The following is a 15,852-nucleotide window of genomic DNA, read 5'->3' as shown; positions in this document are numbered from 1 at the left end:
AATACCAAAAATTTGCTCGTAATCTTGCTTCTTTACTAAGCAGATGCATTAAAATCAAAAGTAAAATAAGGTTGTTTTTTATTTTTTAAAAGACAGGTTGATAAATATATAAACTGATTGGTGGGTCGATTTCAGTCTTTTTTAATAATACAAAGCGTATAATTAAACTTATAGTTATAAAACTCATTTAACATGAATGGAAACCAAGGCGAAATGAATTTTCGGCAATTTTTTACTAATAATCAGTGGTGGGGGAAAATCCTCGGTGCTTTTTTTGGCTACCTGATTGGAGGCTCGGCCGGGGCACTCTTTGGAATTCTCATTGGCAATTTTTTTGATCGTGGTATGGTTAGCCACTATACCCGCCCCCATTGGTATTATCATTCAGAAAAACGGCAAGCCGTACAGAAAATTTTTTTTCAAGCGACCTTTTCTGTAATGGGGCATCTTGCTAAAGCGGATGGGCGTGTTTCTGAGCAAGAAATCCAAATGGCTAAGACCGTTATGGATGAAATGCGTTTGAATCATGAACAAAAAACACTGGCCAAGCGTTTCTTTAGCGAAGGAAAAGCTGCGAATTTTGATTTAAGTCGCATTTTAACGCTTCTCCAGAAAGCATGTCGGGATAACCCTGAACTATTAAAATTATTCATGGATATTCAATATCGCTTTGCACAAACAGATGGCTTATCTAACATAAAGTTACAGGCTCTCGATGTCATCTTCAGGCAGATGGGGTTTGCCCCATTGAACCAACAATACCGCTTTTATGAGGATTTTGGCTATCAGGGTTCCAGGCAATCATCTAATCAACACTCTTCTTCGCGTCAACATAATGATCACTATCAAGCGCCACCACAGAATACACTCATGCAGGCTTATGCCATTTTGGAAATCAACCACACTGCCAGTAAACAAGAAGTAAAAAGTGCTTATCGGCGCTTAATTAGCCGCAATCACCCGGATAAACTGATTGCCCAGGGCTTACCTGAAGAAATGATAAAAATTGCCAATGATAAAACACAAAAAATACGCAAAGCTTACGAACAAATTTGTACCAGCAAAGGGTGGTAAAAGATTAACTATCTTGACGCTTTAAGTAAGCGACTATCAAGAATAATCGGGGGTTTTGCCGGTGATGCAAATTGCAATTTTTTCATCCATCCATGTAAATAAGCGACTAATAATTGCTGTGCAAAATAATAATTATGGTCTGCGCCAGGGATTTGAGTAGTCATATAAGATTTATTCTGCATCGAATGGTGGCGGGTAGCTGCTTGCTCCAAAACCAACTGATAATCAAACTGACCGGTCAGATCAACCACAGGAAACGTTAGTTTATGCAATAATTCGGGTAACTCTTTTTTTACAGGCTGATCAAAGGCAGAAAGCAAAATCAAGCCATTTACTTGTTTTGACTGGAGTTTGCTAAAATAGTCGACAGATAGTTGCAATTGGTCACCATAGTGCAACAGCACCAGGCGTTTATTTTCTTTCTGCCGTAAAGCGGATAAGGCTTCAGGAAGCTGCTCAATCCAAGAGGTGGAACCTTGCTGTCCCGCTGAGTTTATTAAAAGCACTGCCCATCCAAGTTTGGCAAATTGAATAGCGAGGTTATTAAGTAGCAAAAAACCTTCATTAGCCAATTCACCCTGCACCATGACTATACCACCTTGCAATTGCTTACCAGAGGCAGGCCAATAAGGCAGCATTATTTTTTGCCCTTTAACCTGGATTTCCAGGTCGGCTGCTTTAGCGCTAGAAAAATTTAAAAACAATAATAAACAAAGCCCTAGAAGTAATTGCATCACTACTCCATTGCTGTATTGGATTTTAAATTAAGCAAAATTCCTGCCGAGACCAAAAAATTGGTTAAACCAATACCTAAGCCTTATCAACAATTAAATGAGTTACAACCGCGGGAAGCCAAGATTAAAAGGCCTTGTTTTATACAAATGCAAAGCCTTGATTATAGAGAATGATTAATCAGTAAATTGAATACCTGCCATGTCCAAAAAGTCCTTGGCACGCTCTGCCATAATCTGGTGAGCCGGCAAAGTAGGATGGACCAGATCAAAAAACAAGTATCCTTCGCATACGTTTCTTTTGTTTTTCAATCTTGCTCTTGCTGCCATGCGTAAAACAGACTTCTGGGGTTTTTCAACCATTACGTTATAGCAGGTATCAGTTATATTGTTAAAACCATAAGCTTCAGGAGTAATAAGCAGGTCATTTAAAGTGCCATGCACATCAAAATAAAGCCATTGCACATTTTGATAGGTACGTTTCAATTCCTTTATTCTTTCAGCCAATTGTTTGTTATGCTGCTCACTTAAATAAGTCATTTTTTCTTGGGCATCAAACTCTCTTGCCATCGGTGTTTGCCCCAGATCAGGCAAATTAACCACAAGAATATGTTGCGCTCCAGCAGCAACTAAACGTTGTAAACCATGTTGAATACCCACATTGACCTCACGCAGGGTTTTCTCCACCATGTCCTCATCGGGCACACCGAGATAATTATTAGCTCCTATCCAGACTACAAAAAGGCTATATGGATCTGCTTTACCTTGATGTGCATCCAGATAAATCTGGATTTCACGGTTTAGAGTGAATAAAACATCATCATCTTCTTCTGATACGCCTGCGCCACCAAAAGCGTAATCGAGTAAATGTGCTGCACCACTGCCAGGGAAATAAGATTCCGCCAAATGTTCAATCCATACTTGACCATCGGTAAAACGCCCAGCATGGTAAGGCGGTGACGGCGGCACTTTATGTTCTAAGTGTTCAAACAAATTACCGTTATCCGACAAACTATCACCAAAAGCAACGATATTATGCAAAGGTTCATGCAAAGTCTTCGCAGCTACCAATCCTGAAAACACCAGGACAAACACGGAAAATAAGACCTTCATCCTGCCACCTTAAATCAATTGATTGCCTGTCAAAAGGGTTCAAATTATAATATGCAAATTCATAAACAATCAATTTTTTTATCTACTATAACCTCTTGAAAATAGGCCTGTAAAATACCTGGACGATCAATCTTTTCTTGTACGAAAAAAGCATACTTCGTAAAATGAGGAACCCGAAGAGGAATCTTCAATTAAAGTAAAGGATTAAAATCGTTTGAATGCTCATAGAATCCGGCTGGAGTCTTCCCTCACCGTTTTACTGGCTGCTCTTATTTTACTGCAATTAGTCAATGCGCTATACCATGCGTGGCCTTTTACCACCGATGATGCATTTATCAGCTGGCATTACGCTCAGACTATGGCTAATGGCTTAGGTTTTCGCTGGTATGCCAATACGCCTCCGGTTGAGGGTTACTCCAATTTTCTCTGGGTCCTGCTTGCCTCACTATTTATCAAGCTAGGTGTACCTTTAATTCCAGCCATTAAATGTTTTGCGAGTGTAAGTTTATTGGCTGCCTTCGTTTTTCTTTACCAATTCGCGCGAACTTTTTTGTCGCCTTTGCTGGCTATGCTACCTGTTTATCTGTTTAGCCATTATCAAGGGGTTAGTTGGTGGACTGTAAGTGGATTTGAAACCAGTTTTTTTGTTGCTCTGGCTTTACTCATGAGTTGGCAAACTGCATCAGCCCTAGGCTTCAGTCAATGGCAGGATTCTGCAATCCCTTTCAAAAAGAATCGTTACCACGCCAGAGCATGGTTAATCGGTTGCTTGAACTTGACTTTACTGGCGCTAACACGGTTTGAGGGATTGTTGTGGATCATTGCGCCCATTGCTTTCCTACTCTGCTGCCACTCTCACTATAAACTCTCATCCTCTCAACTACGCGGTATGTTTATTATTTTTGCCCTTGGTTTTATCCTGCCCTATAGCATCTATTTTAGCTGGCGTCTTATTTACTTTGGCCATCTGCTCCCTAATAGTTATCGCTGTAAGGCCATTGTTAGTACTCACAGCTTTCATCTAGTCATTGATTATTTATACCTTCTATTTCCCTGCTTGATTTTAAGCCTGCCTTATTTATTGGCCCGTAAAGACTGTCGGCATCTACTACTTTGGCTACCATCACTATTATATTGCCTGCTTTTATGCCGCGCTGATCCCGTTATAGCTTATTACAACCGCCTTTTTTTAGCCGCTTTTAGTGTTTTCAGCCTCTTACCTGTTTTAGGGGTGAAAGAATTTTTAACTAATTTTCATTTTTCAGCCAAAAATAACACCTTAGCCAGTCTGTTAATCATCGTGCTCTTTACTCATCTTTTTATTCCCACCGGAAAAATAGTGGACATCGATACAGAAGTTAAACACTATCAACAGCGTTCAGCTATACGTATGAAAGTTGTGGAATTTTTAAACCGCTATGCAACACCCAATGCAAAAATACTCTTGGCTGATTGTGGAATCATTCCCTTCTTTGCGAGAAAAGATCTTCAATTTATCGATAGTCAATGTTTGACCAATGCTGAAATGACAAGTACCAGGATTCATCTCTCACTCCCTTTGTATGCACAAGATTTACAACAAAAGATAAAGCCTGATTGGGTTATCCGAACCTATTACCCTCAATGGCAACGTGGCAATGACCTCACCGAAGTGTTACAACAGCATGATTTTTTTAAAAATTACCACCTCATTGTAACCTATCAATCTCATCGTTTTGACTCGCTGCAAGGTAAACCTCAAGAAGGGGAAGCCGATTTTATCTATAAAATATATGCTCGAAATGAACTGGCAAACTATTTAATGCAGAAAATTGATCATTAATTCAAAGAAGAATCGTGGAGAATCAATGAATTCTCCACCATCAATGGATCCTTTGCTATTGCTGTGCAGGAAAAGAATTGCCTTCCAAATTTCTATAATCAGGAAAAGAAGCATGCATATGAGCAATTTTCCAAGAGTCCTCTTCTTTCTCTATAACCATTGTTCCTCTTAAATGGGAGAAAAGATGTTCCTTACCGGCTATAGTCACCTTTGCTTCACAAAGAGCAGCAGACCATAAACCCTCTTTTTTGTTACCGGGCACAAAAGATAGAATTTGAATTTCACCTGCCTCTGATTGACCCCAATCACGCAATAATTGCTCTTCGATTTGTTTTAGGCCGACGCGGTATTCATCAATACCTGAGCCCCACATAGTGCTGTTTTTAGTAAACAGACTAAGCAAATAAGGCAAATCACGCGCTTTGTATCCAGAACAAAAGTTCTTAAATAATTCCTCTGCCCATGTTCTTTCTTCAATTTTCATAATGAATCCTTCTTTAATAACAGCCCATAACGGCGATACCTGAAAACTACAAGCGGTAGTATAAAAGGTTGTTAATAAGAACGCTGTCCGTGCTTACTACGGACACAAAAGAGCGCGCTCAATCTCGGAGCGAGAAAAAAAACCGGTGCGCTGTTTTATTCTATCTATATAAGTCTCGACGGTACGGGAAGATAAATGGAGTAACTTCGCGGCTTCTTTATAGGAGGCGCCTTGTAATAACAAACGTAAACAGGCTAATTCCTGGGATGTAATATAAGTTAAGCCTTCTTTACCTGTAACCGTGATACGTCCTTTTGTTAAACAAATTTTTTGATAATTAACATCGCGATAGGAACTGGGCAGGATTATTTTATTATTATTGATAAGCGTAATTAACTCTTTATTTTGTTTATCAAAATCATTGATATAGTGTTCAATAATTTTTAATTTATTCAAATAAAATGATCCCGCGTTGGCGCGTTCTGCAGATAAAGCAACAGCAATCATATCGTAATAATTTCTTGAGCGCCTTACTAAAGTAATTCCATTATGAAAATGAAATTTCTCTCGTGCCAGTTGCACCGGGAATTTTGGCAAAACCTCATCCCACAAAAACCAATAAGAATGTGAATTTTCATAGTCATTATTAAAGGAAGAAAAAACAACCGGCGAATTATCTACGTGCTGGAAATACTCTATCAGACCTGTGTTGTTAGTTAGCAAACTTATAGAACCATCATCAAAACATCTCAAATATTGAAAATAACTAAAACCATAATCAGCTAAAAAAGTTTTGTTAATTTCTTGAACTTTCTCTCGTAGAGTAAAGGTTGGATGATCCAGGGAAATTTTTATTGCCATCGCCTCGCTCCAATTTCATTTCTCGATGCCTTCTTTGACAACCATCTCTAAGCAAACTATTGTTAAATTAGATTAAATAAAGGACTATCTCTATGCGGTTTGTTGCACTAATCCTTCTATTGTGTAGCATGACCTTTTCACGCGCCGAAACACTGAAAATTGCCATTCTATCTTATGTGCCTCCATTCAGTGTTGTCGCAGATAATAATCATTTTTTTGGTTTTGATGTAGAACTGATGGATGCTGTATGTAAAAAAATACAAGCCGAGTGTCATTATGTCCCCGTTGGTTACGCACAGTTACTCACTATGGTCAAAGAGCAAAAAGTCGACTTGGGTATTGGTGCGATTTCAATTACTCCTGATATTCAATATCAATTCCTGGTTAGCTTACCCTACCTCACTAGCGACGGCCAATTGATGACCACTTTACAAAACCCCATTAACTCGGAAGCTGATATACACGGCAAACGAATTGGCACCTGGTCTAACGCATTATTTACATCCATGGTTGAAAAAAAATACCGCGATGTAGCAAAAATTAAGCAATATACGGAGCTACCGGAATTACTGCAAGCCCTGGCTGAAAAAGAAGTCGATGTCGTATTAATTCATGAACAAGTAGCCAAATTTTGGTGTGCAGGAGAGGAATTGAAAGCTCAATTCAAACTGGTTGGTGAAAAAATCTCTCTGGGAAGCGGCTATGGCATCATCACCGCTCACGGAAGGCAAGCGTTAATTGACCGTATTAATCAGGCTTTAATTCAGCTTGAGACCGATGGGACTTACGTCAAGCTCTACAAAGATTATTTTGATTGATAACCCTCCATTTCCCAGGTTTCACAAGCAGAAAAATCATCGTTATGATAATAATAATTAAGGTTTTTTTCATTTTATTAGCCTGAAATTAGGCTGGGAAATCGATTTGCACCAAGTGTAGTGCAAGGGAGAGGCAGCAGATAGCCTTTTTTCCTGGACAATCAGGATTAAAATTAACATTGGGAATAAATTGAATCGTTCATCAGGAAAGAATTTTGCCGAGGCAATCCAGGTTAACCTTAGTGATTGCCTCAACACAGCCCTTAGCTAAAAAGCGAAAACTGATTACTAGCGTCTGAAGCTGCTGTACCGGGGTTTTCTTCGGCTTTTTGAGATAAGAAGCGATAACGATCTGTACTCAAACGGTGCTGAGATTCTGCTGTCTTTTCTGTCTTGACTTTTTCAGTACCCTGTGAAGAAAAGAAACAATAACGATCCAGACCTAATTGTCGTTGAGATTCCGAAAAATTAAGGGCATCGGCTAATAATTTTTCAGGTGAATCTGACCTTTCAATGGAAGCACAACTATCTACCAAATATTCGTATTTGGCTTTAGCCTGAGAAAGATAATTAACAAACATCTTATTTGTTGTATCTTTGATATATAGATCATCTGAAAAACTGCTTTCCAGCAAGTTTAAATAATTTTCTGCAACATCTAGAGATGCCTGAGCCAAATGATTGCGGCCGCGATTTAACCTTATCTCTGCCATTCTTAGAGCTGCATCAAGTCTTTTCAAATATCTTATCAACATAAATACTGCTTCTATCTTAATACCATGCAGATATAATAAAAAATAATACTTAAGAAACTATTAAGAATTTGGATAAAAAATTATCTTTTTGATAATAATATTAGTGGAAATTTCTAACATTATTTAAATAAACACGATTTTTCTATTGCCCAAACTTACTATTGTTAAAGGGTGAAAGTGGTGCTCTTTAGATTGAAATTGAGAGTTATTAAAAATAATTTATCGTTTAGCAGCGATATATCGTTTTCTGAAAACAATTACTGAACCGATTACCTTTAACGGCCTATGATTTTTCTCAATTAATGAAATTAATTGTATACGATTTATTTTAAAACCGGCTGCCATGCGACAGCCGTCTCTGACAAGGCTTACGCCATCTCTAGGGAAGTTAATTTCAATTGCCGGCCGCATACCCAGGCTTTATTCAACTCCTGAAATACTTCTTTGGGCATTCCTTTGGGTAGACGTACAGTGGAGTGATCATCATGAATTTTGAGTCCGGTAATAAAACGGCTTTGTAATCCGGCTTCATTGGCAATAGCACCAACAATATTACCCGGTTTAACGCCATGCACACGACCAATATCGATACGGAATAATTCCTGTGGATGATCATCACGGAAATGCTTTCTATCTTTACCTTTATCGTTCTTACGCTCAGCATTACGACCTGCTTTAAAATCCCCCTCCCTAACTCGCGCCTCTTTAACAGAACGCGCAGGCTTTGGAAGAGAGAGTTCGCGTTGCCACGGCTTATCCTGATTTAGTAATAAAGCAAGTGCAGCTGCTACATCAGTCGCAGAGACCTGATTTTCTTTGACAAACTCTTCAATGATACGTTGATAGGCAGGTAAATTCTCATGTTGTAACCGCGCTGTAATAGTTGCCATAAAGCGCTGCTGTCTCGCCACCTGGATCATGTAATCATTCGGCACTACAATTTTTTCAATACGCTGACGAGTATGACGTTCTATTGTATTTAGAATACGTGCTTCTTTCGGTGTTACAAATAAGATCGTTACACCACTGCGACCGGCACGACCTGTACGGCCAATGCGATGGACATAAGTTTCACAATCATGCGGTACATCATAATTAATTACATGGGTAACACGTTCAACATCTAAACCGCGCGCTGCAACATCAGTAGCGACTAAAATATCAATTGTCCCTTGTCTGAATTGCGCAATAATTCGTTCACGCAAAGCCTGGGTGATATCGCCATGGATTGCCATAGCGCGATATCCCTGTTGCTGTAAAACTTCTGCCACTTCTTCTGTACTGCTTTTGGTGCGCACAAATACAATAACACCTTGAGACTCTTCTACAGCCAATACACGCAGTAAAGCATCTGTTTTTTGTGCCGGTGAAGCAAACAAAAAGCGTTGTTCAATACTTTTTACGGTGGCTGTTTCTGCACGAATCTCGACAGAAACCGGATTATTCAAATAACTGTTGGCAATCTGGCGAATACGGTGGGGCATCGTAGCCGAAAATAGAGCCATTTGCTTTTCAGCCGGCAATTTGGAAAGAATAGTTTCCACGTCTTCGATAAAACCCATTCGCAACATTTCATCGGCCTCATCAAGAACAAAAGTGCTTAAATGGCCTAATTGTAAAGTACCGCGATCGATGTGATCGAGAATTCGTCCTGGCGTACCTACCACAACTTGCGCGCCTTCACGTAGTTGTTTTAACTGACGGCGATATTCTTGTCCGCCGCAAAGCACAGAGACAGTGATATTTTGATGGGCACTCAAGGTTTCAAATTGTTCAGCAACCTGAATGGCTAATTCGCGTGTTGGAGCTAAAATTAATGCTTGGGTAGCCTGCGATTTCTGCACTAATCGTTGCAAAATAGGTAAGGCAAAAGCAGCCGTCTTTCCAGTTCCTGTTTGTGCTTGCGCGATTACATCCCGTCCTTCCAACAAGACAGGTATAGTTTGTGCCTGAATAGGTGATGGGACTTTAAATTTCATATCTTCGAGCGCTTTCAGTAAAAGATCCGATAAATTGAGCGCTGCGAAGCTTGCTAATTCTTGTGTCATAAAAATTCCAATAGATTAAAGCGTAATGCTTAAAGGGGTAAAGCGATATAAAAATTGCTCAGTATTATAACAAAATAAGCAGGCTGATGCACGAATTTTATTTTCCCCAACCTTCCTAAAACAATAAAAGATCAACAATAAACTTAACCAAGATGGATTCAAGTCTATAAATAGTTTATTGTTTTTAAACCCAAAATAAAAATTTAATGGCCTATTGGAAAATAAATCCGTTTAAGAATTTCTATTTGATTCACAGATTTTTTCCTTTTATAGGCGTCTGAAACTTGTAGCTCAGTGATCTTATTTTCATTTTTCCATCTATTTTCTCTTTCAACGGCTAGTTGACTGCGTTATCTACCTTTCACCGTTTAACTCCGATGATTTTTACAACAAGGCTGCCAAACGACAAGCTTGATCAATGGCATGACGTGCATCCAATTCCAACGCTTTAAAAGCACCACCAACCAAATGCACCGATTGCTTTCTTTGTTTCAAAGGTTCAAACAGATCTCGCAATTCCTCCTGTCCGGCACAAACCACGATTGAATCTACCTCTAAAACCTGTGCTTTATCATCAATTCGAATATGCAAGCCCTGATCGTCTATCCGCTCATATTCTACACCGGCAAGCATTTTAACCTGTTTGTGTTTTAAGCTTAAACGATGGATCCAGCCGGTAGTTTTTCCCAACCGCTTTCCATGCTTTTCCTTTTTGCGCTGTAATAAATACACTTGTCGCGGACTTTTACTGATCTCCGGGTGCTTTACACCACCACGATGTTCAGTTTCGATATCAATACCCCACTCATCATAAAATTGTTGTGGATGCTCGTTAACATGTTCATGGGTTAACCATTCAGCCACATCAAAGCCAATACCACCTGCACCAATAATAGCTACTCGCTTACCAGGAATTTTTTGCTGTTGAATCAGTTCCACATAACTCATGACTTTTTCATGATCTATCCCGTGAATATCAGGTATCCTTGGCTTAATTCCGGTTGCGAGCACGACCTCATCAAAATCACACAGTAAATCCACATTGGCGGCGGTGTTTAACCGAATATCAACTTGAAATTTTTTCAATTGATGCATGAAATAATCAATAGTATGTTGAAATTCTTCTTTACCCGGGATGTTTTTTGCCAAATTAAACTGCCCACCCAAAACGTCATTTTTTTCAAACAAGGTCACTTGATGGCCACGTTCAGCAGCCACTGTTGCAAATGCAAGACCCGCTGGCCCGGCCCCAACAACAGCAATTTTTTTGGAATGATGTACCGCTTGATAAACTAACTCTGTCTCATTGCCAGCACGCGGATTGACAAGACAGGATGCTGTTTTATTCACAAATACCCTGTCCAAGCAAGCCTGATTACAGGCAATACAAACATTAATTGCTTGACTCTCCCCTATCCTGGCTTTTTCAGCGAACTGCGCGTCAGCCAAGAACGGCCTTGCCATTGACACCATGTCAGCAACCCCTTCCCTAATTAAACGGTCAGCCAGTTCTGGTGTATTGATTCGATTGGAAGTGATAACCGGAATATTAATTTCTGGTTTGAGCCGTTTGGTCACTGAAGTAAATGCTGCCGGAGGAACCATGGTGGCAATTGTAGGGATACGTGCTTCATGCCAACCAATACCGGTATTAATCAAACTGGCCCCGGCTTGTTCGATTGCTTTCGCCAGAGTAACCACTTCTTCCCAACTGCTGCCATCGGCAATCAGATCGAGCATTGATAAACGATAAATAATAATAAAATGTTCGCCCACTGCCTCACGCACACTCCGTACCACTTCTACCGGAAAACGCATGCGGTTAGTAAAATCACCACCCCACTCGTCTTGGCGCTGATTGGTGTGCCTCACAATAAATTGATTAATGAGATACCCTTCACTACCCATAATTTCTACCCCGTCATAGCCTGCTGCTTTTGCAAGGCGGGCACAACGGGCGAAGTGGTTAATGGTTTTTGCGATACGACGCTTACTCATCATCCAGGGTTTAAACGGACTGATCGGTGATTTTAAAGCACTGGGAGCAACGATAAAGGGATGATAACCATAACGGCCAGCGTGTAAGATTTGAAGAGCGATCTTGCCGCCCCCCTCATGAACAGTGTGGGTCACAATCTCATGACGTTGTTGCTCCTTAATAGAGGTCAATTTTGCTGCAAACGGAGCCAAACGCCCGGAGCGATTGGGCGCAAACCCTCCCGTTACTATCAAACCGGCACCACCTTGTGCCCTCTCGCGGTAAAAAGCCGCTAAACGCTGCAAGCCCTCTTTATCTTCTTCCAAACCTGTATGCATGGATCCCATAAGCAACCGGTTTTTTAACTGGGTAAAACCTAAATCAAGCGGTTCGAATAATGCCTTGAAGGGGGTATTATCAATTCTCAATTCCATGAGTACTCACAAAAGGACAGAAAACAAGAGTATAATGCTTTTAGCGCAATCTAACAGCCTTAGATCTTAACCCGATTTATGCCGTAATTTGCATCTCAATCATTTTTTGCATTACCCTCCCTATTGTCTGCAGCATTTAAGAGGGAGTCTATGCAAGCAAAATATTTTCTTATCGTCGAAGAAGGAACGTTCAATTTCTTCCATGGTGACTTCTCACCAGCAACACCAGAGGAATTAAATGGCCTTTTTGCCTACGGGGCCTATGAAACCGCCAGCGGTGAAAAAATATTTTTTTTGCAAAGATTGCTCGGCTACAACAGTAATCATAGTGGAATAAAATTAATTTTTGATGGATTAAAAAAAATAGACCGGAATACTTTTTTTGCAACGCCTGAAAAACAAGAGCAATTTAATAAATACAAAAAAAGTGAACCTCAATTTGGTGGTGAAATGCTACTACTCAATGCCGAGTTTATTTTTTGGAACTTCAAAAGCACCGTCTATTCACGCAGCAAACCAGAATACAACGATGCCAACCCTGAACTTGAACAGACAGTTAAAAACAGTTTATTGCCCCCCGATCGCTTTGTTAAAGCCTCTGCAGCAGAAGCTTTTGCCCAAACATCACTGACTCTGTTCTTTGAATCCAATGGACAATATAAAACGCCTGAATTGGCTTCCGAGCATGCATTAAGGATCTCCAATCTCCTGCAATTACCACCTATTGCAGCAGTTTTGCCGGAAGACGATGCAACACCACCCACGCCTGTCGCAATCAGAGCAAGCGGCTAGGTTTACTCAAGATTTTTTCTGCGTTCAAACTCGATAATTTACTTCAGCCATTTTTCGGGAGTGTCTCAACCTGGCCCAAGACAGGTTGAGACACTCGTAATCGAGTAGCCAGCAAAGCGCCTGTTAAAGAAATAACACCACCGCATAGCGATAAAACTGATGACTCTTCATGCAGTAAAATAAAACCCATGAATGTCGATAACAGCGGTAAAGCATAAAGATACATGGACGCTTTGTAAGCAGACCAATGGTGCAAAACATAACTCCATCCCACATAGGCAAAAGCCGCAGGAAAAACTCCCATATAGACGGCAGCAAAAGTCGCCTCTTGGCTAGCGATTTTGATTTCTTGCCATAACTGAGGGGAAAAAATAAGCAGCATGAAAGTGCCGCCCCATATTATCCACGCGGTTACCGCTACGGGGTGATAATTTCGCAAGTAACGCTTTTGCGCCACAGTATAAAAAGCCCCCATAAAAGTAGCAATTAAAATAACCAATGCACCACTTATCATGGAAGCAGAACGCTCTTCTTCCCCTAGTATCAAAAACAAAAGTCCCATAAAACTGATCAGGATACCCACCCAAACAGCAGAACCTGGACGCTCATGCAAAAATAGAACTGATAAAACAATAGTAACAACTGGAATCAATCCGATAATAAAGCTGGCCACCCCTGCAGAAACACTTAGTTCCCCATAATTCAGACAAATGTTATAGATACCAATGCCCGCCACTCCCAGCAACAGCAACTGTAAGCGCTCCGACCAAGAGATTTTTTTCTTAGCAGGAAGATAGAAATAAATTATTGCCATAGCAAAAGAAGCGACCAGAAATCGTAATAAAGCAAGTGCGCCTGGAGAATAAGCCGTCAACCCAACTCGAATTCCGACAAAGGCTGAAGCCCAAAATAATAAGGTAAGGACCAATGCACAATGTACTTTTAAAGAGCCCACAAGAAAAACCGGCTAACAAAAAGACTAATATTTTAACAAGATAAATGCGTAGTGGTCTAGCTCCAATTGGTTACTATCTACCTTCATTCCCCGGATCTTATTTGTTAAAATTTGACTAACAAACCTATTAAAACATTTGCAGGCAAAGTAGAATTGATCATCAAGAACTGAATTATTTAATAAGCAGGAAGCACTATGAAAAAAATCGCTGGCTTCGTTCTATCTACACTCCTGATTGCGACAGGTCATGCCGGACAAATCACAACAACCATTTATTCTACTGCAGGCGACAAAAAAGACCTAGGGCACATTGTTTTCACAGACACCGAGCTTGGCCTGCTAATAGAACCTAGTCTCACAACGCTGCCCCCAGGTTTACACGGCTTCCATTTACACCAACACCCTGATTGTGGTGATACTGGCATGCATGCTGGCGGTCACTATGATCCTCAAAATACAAATAGCCACCAGGGTCCTTATGGAAAAGGGCATCTGGGTGATTTACCGGTCTTGTATGTGATGGAAAATGGCAATGCTAATGTACCTATTCTGGCTCCCCGTCTGAAAACGAGCGATCTTAAAGGATTGGCTGTCATGATACATGCCGGTGGTGATAATTATAGTGATGCCCCCCCTCTTGGCGGCGGCGGGGCCCGAATCGCTTGTGGAATAGTTAAATAACGTTCGCCTAGCGAACGTTATTCTGTAAAAAGACACCGTCTTTTGATTCATTAACCTCTATTGGTTTCGACGCTATCGAACCCACCTAAAATAACAAACCTGATTGCCTGCACTGCTCTTCGCAATCGCAACAAAATTGTTCGGGACAGCAATTAATCTACTGATTACAACTCAAACTAATGTGTACCGCATACACTACTGCAGAAATACGGCCAATACGTGCCAGTGCTGATGTTGAAAAACCATGTTCCTGTAATTGCCGACTGTGAGAGCTAATACAAGTACCACAACCATTTAAAGCCGATACTGCCAAACACAGCACTTCAAAAGTAACCCGATCAACACCAGGATTTGTTATCCCTTGCATACGTAAACCGGCTGGCATTTGGGTTAATTCCGCTTGGCCACTGAGATGAACAAAACGATAATAAATATTCGTCATTGCCATTAAGCTTGTAGCAAGTTTTGCTGCTTCAACAGTTTTTTCATCATTAGCCAGTTCACTTAAAGTGACAATCAATTCTTTATTATTTAGCTGGTAAGCCACAGCCAAAGCAGCACCAGTAATTTGTTGTTCCGTCAAGCCATCCAGCTGAGTGAAATCCAAAACTTTACTCAAATTAAGACGCATATCTTTGGCAAAATCAGGCAATTGTTGTTTTATTGTGTCTAACATGGTTTTATCCTCAATGAATGGAGTTAATTAGTCCAGATGAATAGTTTGTTCACCTTTTTTCCAATTACAGGGACACAATTCATCCGTTTGCAACGCATCAAGGACGCGTAGTACTTCTTGCGGATTACGACCAACATTCAAATCAGTGACCATGACAAAACGTGTCGTTCCTTCGGGATCAATGATAAAAGTAGCACGCTGGGCAACACCTTCTTGCTCATCAAGAATACCCAGAGCCTGAGTTAATTCCCGTTTAATATCAGCCAGCATTGGGAAAGGTAATTCGCGCAAATCAGGATGTTGATTTCTCCACGCCAAATGAACAAACTCACTATCAGTGCTAGCCCCTAAGACTTGGGCATCGCGTTCATTAAATTGGCTATTAAGCTTGCCAAACTCCGCAATTTCAGTGGGACAAACAAAGGTAAAGTCTTTGGGCCAAAAAAACAAAACCAGCCATTTACCTTCATAAGTTTCATTGGTAATTACTTTAAAAGCATTATGGATATCATTCGTGACAGTCGCTTTAAGATGAAACTCAGGAAATTTGTTGCCTACAGTAATCATAGTCCTCTCCAATTTGTGGGGTTTACATCTGTAACTGTAGGCAAAGGACAATTATAAGTAAAA

15 protein-coding genes are annotated in these 15,852 nt (G+C 40.4%); 5 read left to right on the top strand and 10 right to left on the bottom strand.

Annotation, left to right across the window (positions count from 1 at the left end; translation table 11 throughout):
* Positions 1-213 precede the first annotated feature (213 nt).
* Positions 214-1,074 (top strand): co-chaperone DjlA, encoded by an 861-nt coding sequence (djlA, locus tag DYC89_RS04090; protein WP_115220623.1) that lies wholly within the window; start codon positions 214-216, stop codon positions 1,072-1,074.
* Between the two features lie 8 nt (positions 1,075-1,082).
* Here djlA and DYC89_RS04085 read toward each other — a convergent pair whose 3' ends face one another.
* A complete protein-coding gene (locus tag DYC89_RS04085; protein WP_115220622.1) occupies positions 1,083-1,808 on the bottom strand; it encodes a DUF3530 family protein in 726 nt (241 codons plus the stop codon).
* A gap of 174 nt (positions 1,809-1,982) precedes the next feature.
* Positions 1,983-2,918, bottom strand: a complete 936-nt coding sequence (gene plaA / locus DYC89_RS04075; RefSeq protein ID WP_115220620.1) for a GDSL family lysophospholipase PlaA — start codon at positions 2,916-2,918, stop codon at positions 1,983-1,985.
* Between the two features lie 214 nt (positions 2,919-3,132).
* On the opposite strand from plaA, the gene DYC89_RS04070 reads away from it, so the two are divergent.
* Entirely contained in the window at positions 3,133-4,740 is a 1,608-nt protein-coding gene (locus tag DYC89_RS04070; protein ID WP_115220619.1) for a protein LphB, read from the top strand.
* A gap of 55 nt (positions 4,741-4,795) precedes the next feature.
* Here the strand turns inward: DYC89_RS04070 and DYC89_RS04065 are convergent, their stop codons facing one another.
* Positions 4,796-5,224 (bottom strand): nuclear transport factor 2 family protein, encoded by a 429-nt coding sequence (locus tag DYC89_RS04065; protein ID WP_115220618.1) that lies wholly within the window; start codon positions 5,222-5,224, stop codon positions 4,796-4,798.
* A gap of 96 nt (positions 5,225-5,320) precedes the next feature.
* The gene (locus tag DYC89_RS04060) at positions 5,321-6,085 is read right to left on the bottom strand and encodes a helix-turn-helix transcriptional regulator (protein WP_245953948.1); all 765 of its coding nucleotides are present in this window, start codon (positions 6,083-6,085) and stop codon (positions 5,321-5,323) included.
* Between the two features lie 92 nt (positions 6,086-6,177).
* On the opposite strand from DYC89_RS04060, the gene DYC89_RS04055 reads away from it, so the two are divergent.
* Positions 6,178-6,903 (top strand): transporter substrate-binding domain-containing protein, encoded by a 726-nt coding sequence (locus DYC89_RS04055; protein WP_115220617.1) that lies wholly within the window; start codon positions 6,178-6,180, stop codon positions 6,901-6,903.
* Between the two features lie 263 nt (positions 6,904-7,166).
* Here the strand turns inward: DYC89_RS04055 and DYC89_RS04050 are convergent, their stop codons facing one another.
* The 3 genes from DYC89_RS04050 to DYC89_RS04040 all read right to left on the bottom strand — a co-directional run bounded on the left by DYC89_RS04050 (position 7,167) and on the right by DYC89_RS04040 (position 12,118).
* On the bottom strand, positions 7,167-7,658 hold the full coding sequence (locus DYC89_RS04050) for a hypothetical protein (RefSeq protein WP_115220616.1): 492 nt from the start codon (positions 7,656-7,658) through the stop codon (positions 7,167-7,169).
* A 368-nt stretch (positions 7,659-8,026) separates the two neighbouring features.
* On the bottom strand, positions 8,027-9,706 hold the full coding sequence (locus DYC89_RS04045) for a DEAD/DEAH box helicase (protein ID WP_115220615.1): 1,680 nt from the start codon (positions 9,704-9,706) through the stop codon (positions 8,027-8,029).
* Between the two features lie 384 nt (positions 9,707-10,090).
* Complete coding sequence (locus DYC89_RS04040) at positions 10,091-12,118, bottom strand: NADPH-dependent 2,4-dienoyl-CoA reductase (RefSeq protein ID WP_115220614.1); 2,028 nt, start codon at positions 12,116-12,118, stop codon at positions 10,091-10,093.
* A gap of 150 nt (positions 12,119-12,268) precedes the next feature.
* Between DYC89_RS04040 and DYC89_RS04035 the strand changes: the two genes are divergently transcribed.
* Positions 12,269-12,910 (top strand): hypothetical protein, encoded by a 642-nt coding sequence (locus tag DYC89_RS04035; protein WP_115220613.1) that lies wholly within the window; start codon positions 12,269-12,271, stop codon positions 12,908-12,910.
* Between the two features lie 43 nt (positions 12,911-12,953).
* On the opposite strand, the gene DYC89_RS04030 is transcribed toward DYC89_RS04035, so the two are convergent.
* Entirely contained in the window at positions 12,954-13,865 is a 912-nt protein-coding gene (locus tag DYC89_RS04030) for a DMT family transporter (protein ID WP_115220612.1), read from the bottom strand.
* A 195-nt stretch (positions 13,866-14,060) separates the two neighbouring features.
* On the opposite strand from DYC89_RS04030, the gene DYC89_RS04025 reads away from it, so the two are divergent.
* Entirely contained in the window at positions 14,061-14,546 is a 486-nt protein-coding gene (locus tag DYC89_RS04025) for a superoxide dismutase family protein (RefSeq protein ID WP_181879314.1), read from the top strand.
* Positions 14,547-14,703: 157 nt separating this feature from the next.
* Here DYC89_RS04025 and DYC89_RS04020 read toward each other — a convergent pair whose 3' ends face one another.
* Positions 14,704-15,222, bottom strand: a complete 519-nt coding sequence (locus DYC89_RS04020) for a carboxymuconolactone decarboxylase family protein (protein WP_115220611.1) — start codon at positions 15,220-15,222, stop codon at positions 14,704-14,706.
* A gap of 27 nt (positions 15,223-15,249) precedes the next feature.
* A complete protein-coding gene (locus tag DYC89_RS04015; RefSeq protein WP_115220610.1) occupies positions 15,250-15,789 on the bottom strand; it encodes a peroxiredoxin in 540 nt (179 codons plus the stop codon).
* Positions 15,790-15,852: the final 63 nt, after the last annotated feature.

The organism is Legionella donaldsonii (genome assembly GCF_900452385.1).
Lineage (GTDB): Bacteria > Pseudomonadota > Gammaproteobacteria > Legionellales > Legionellaceae > Tatlockia > Tatlockia donaldsonii.
Note: the sequence above shows the minus strand (reverse complement) of the source record. Positions and strands in the feature narration are given on the sequence as shown.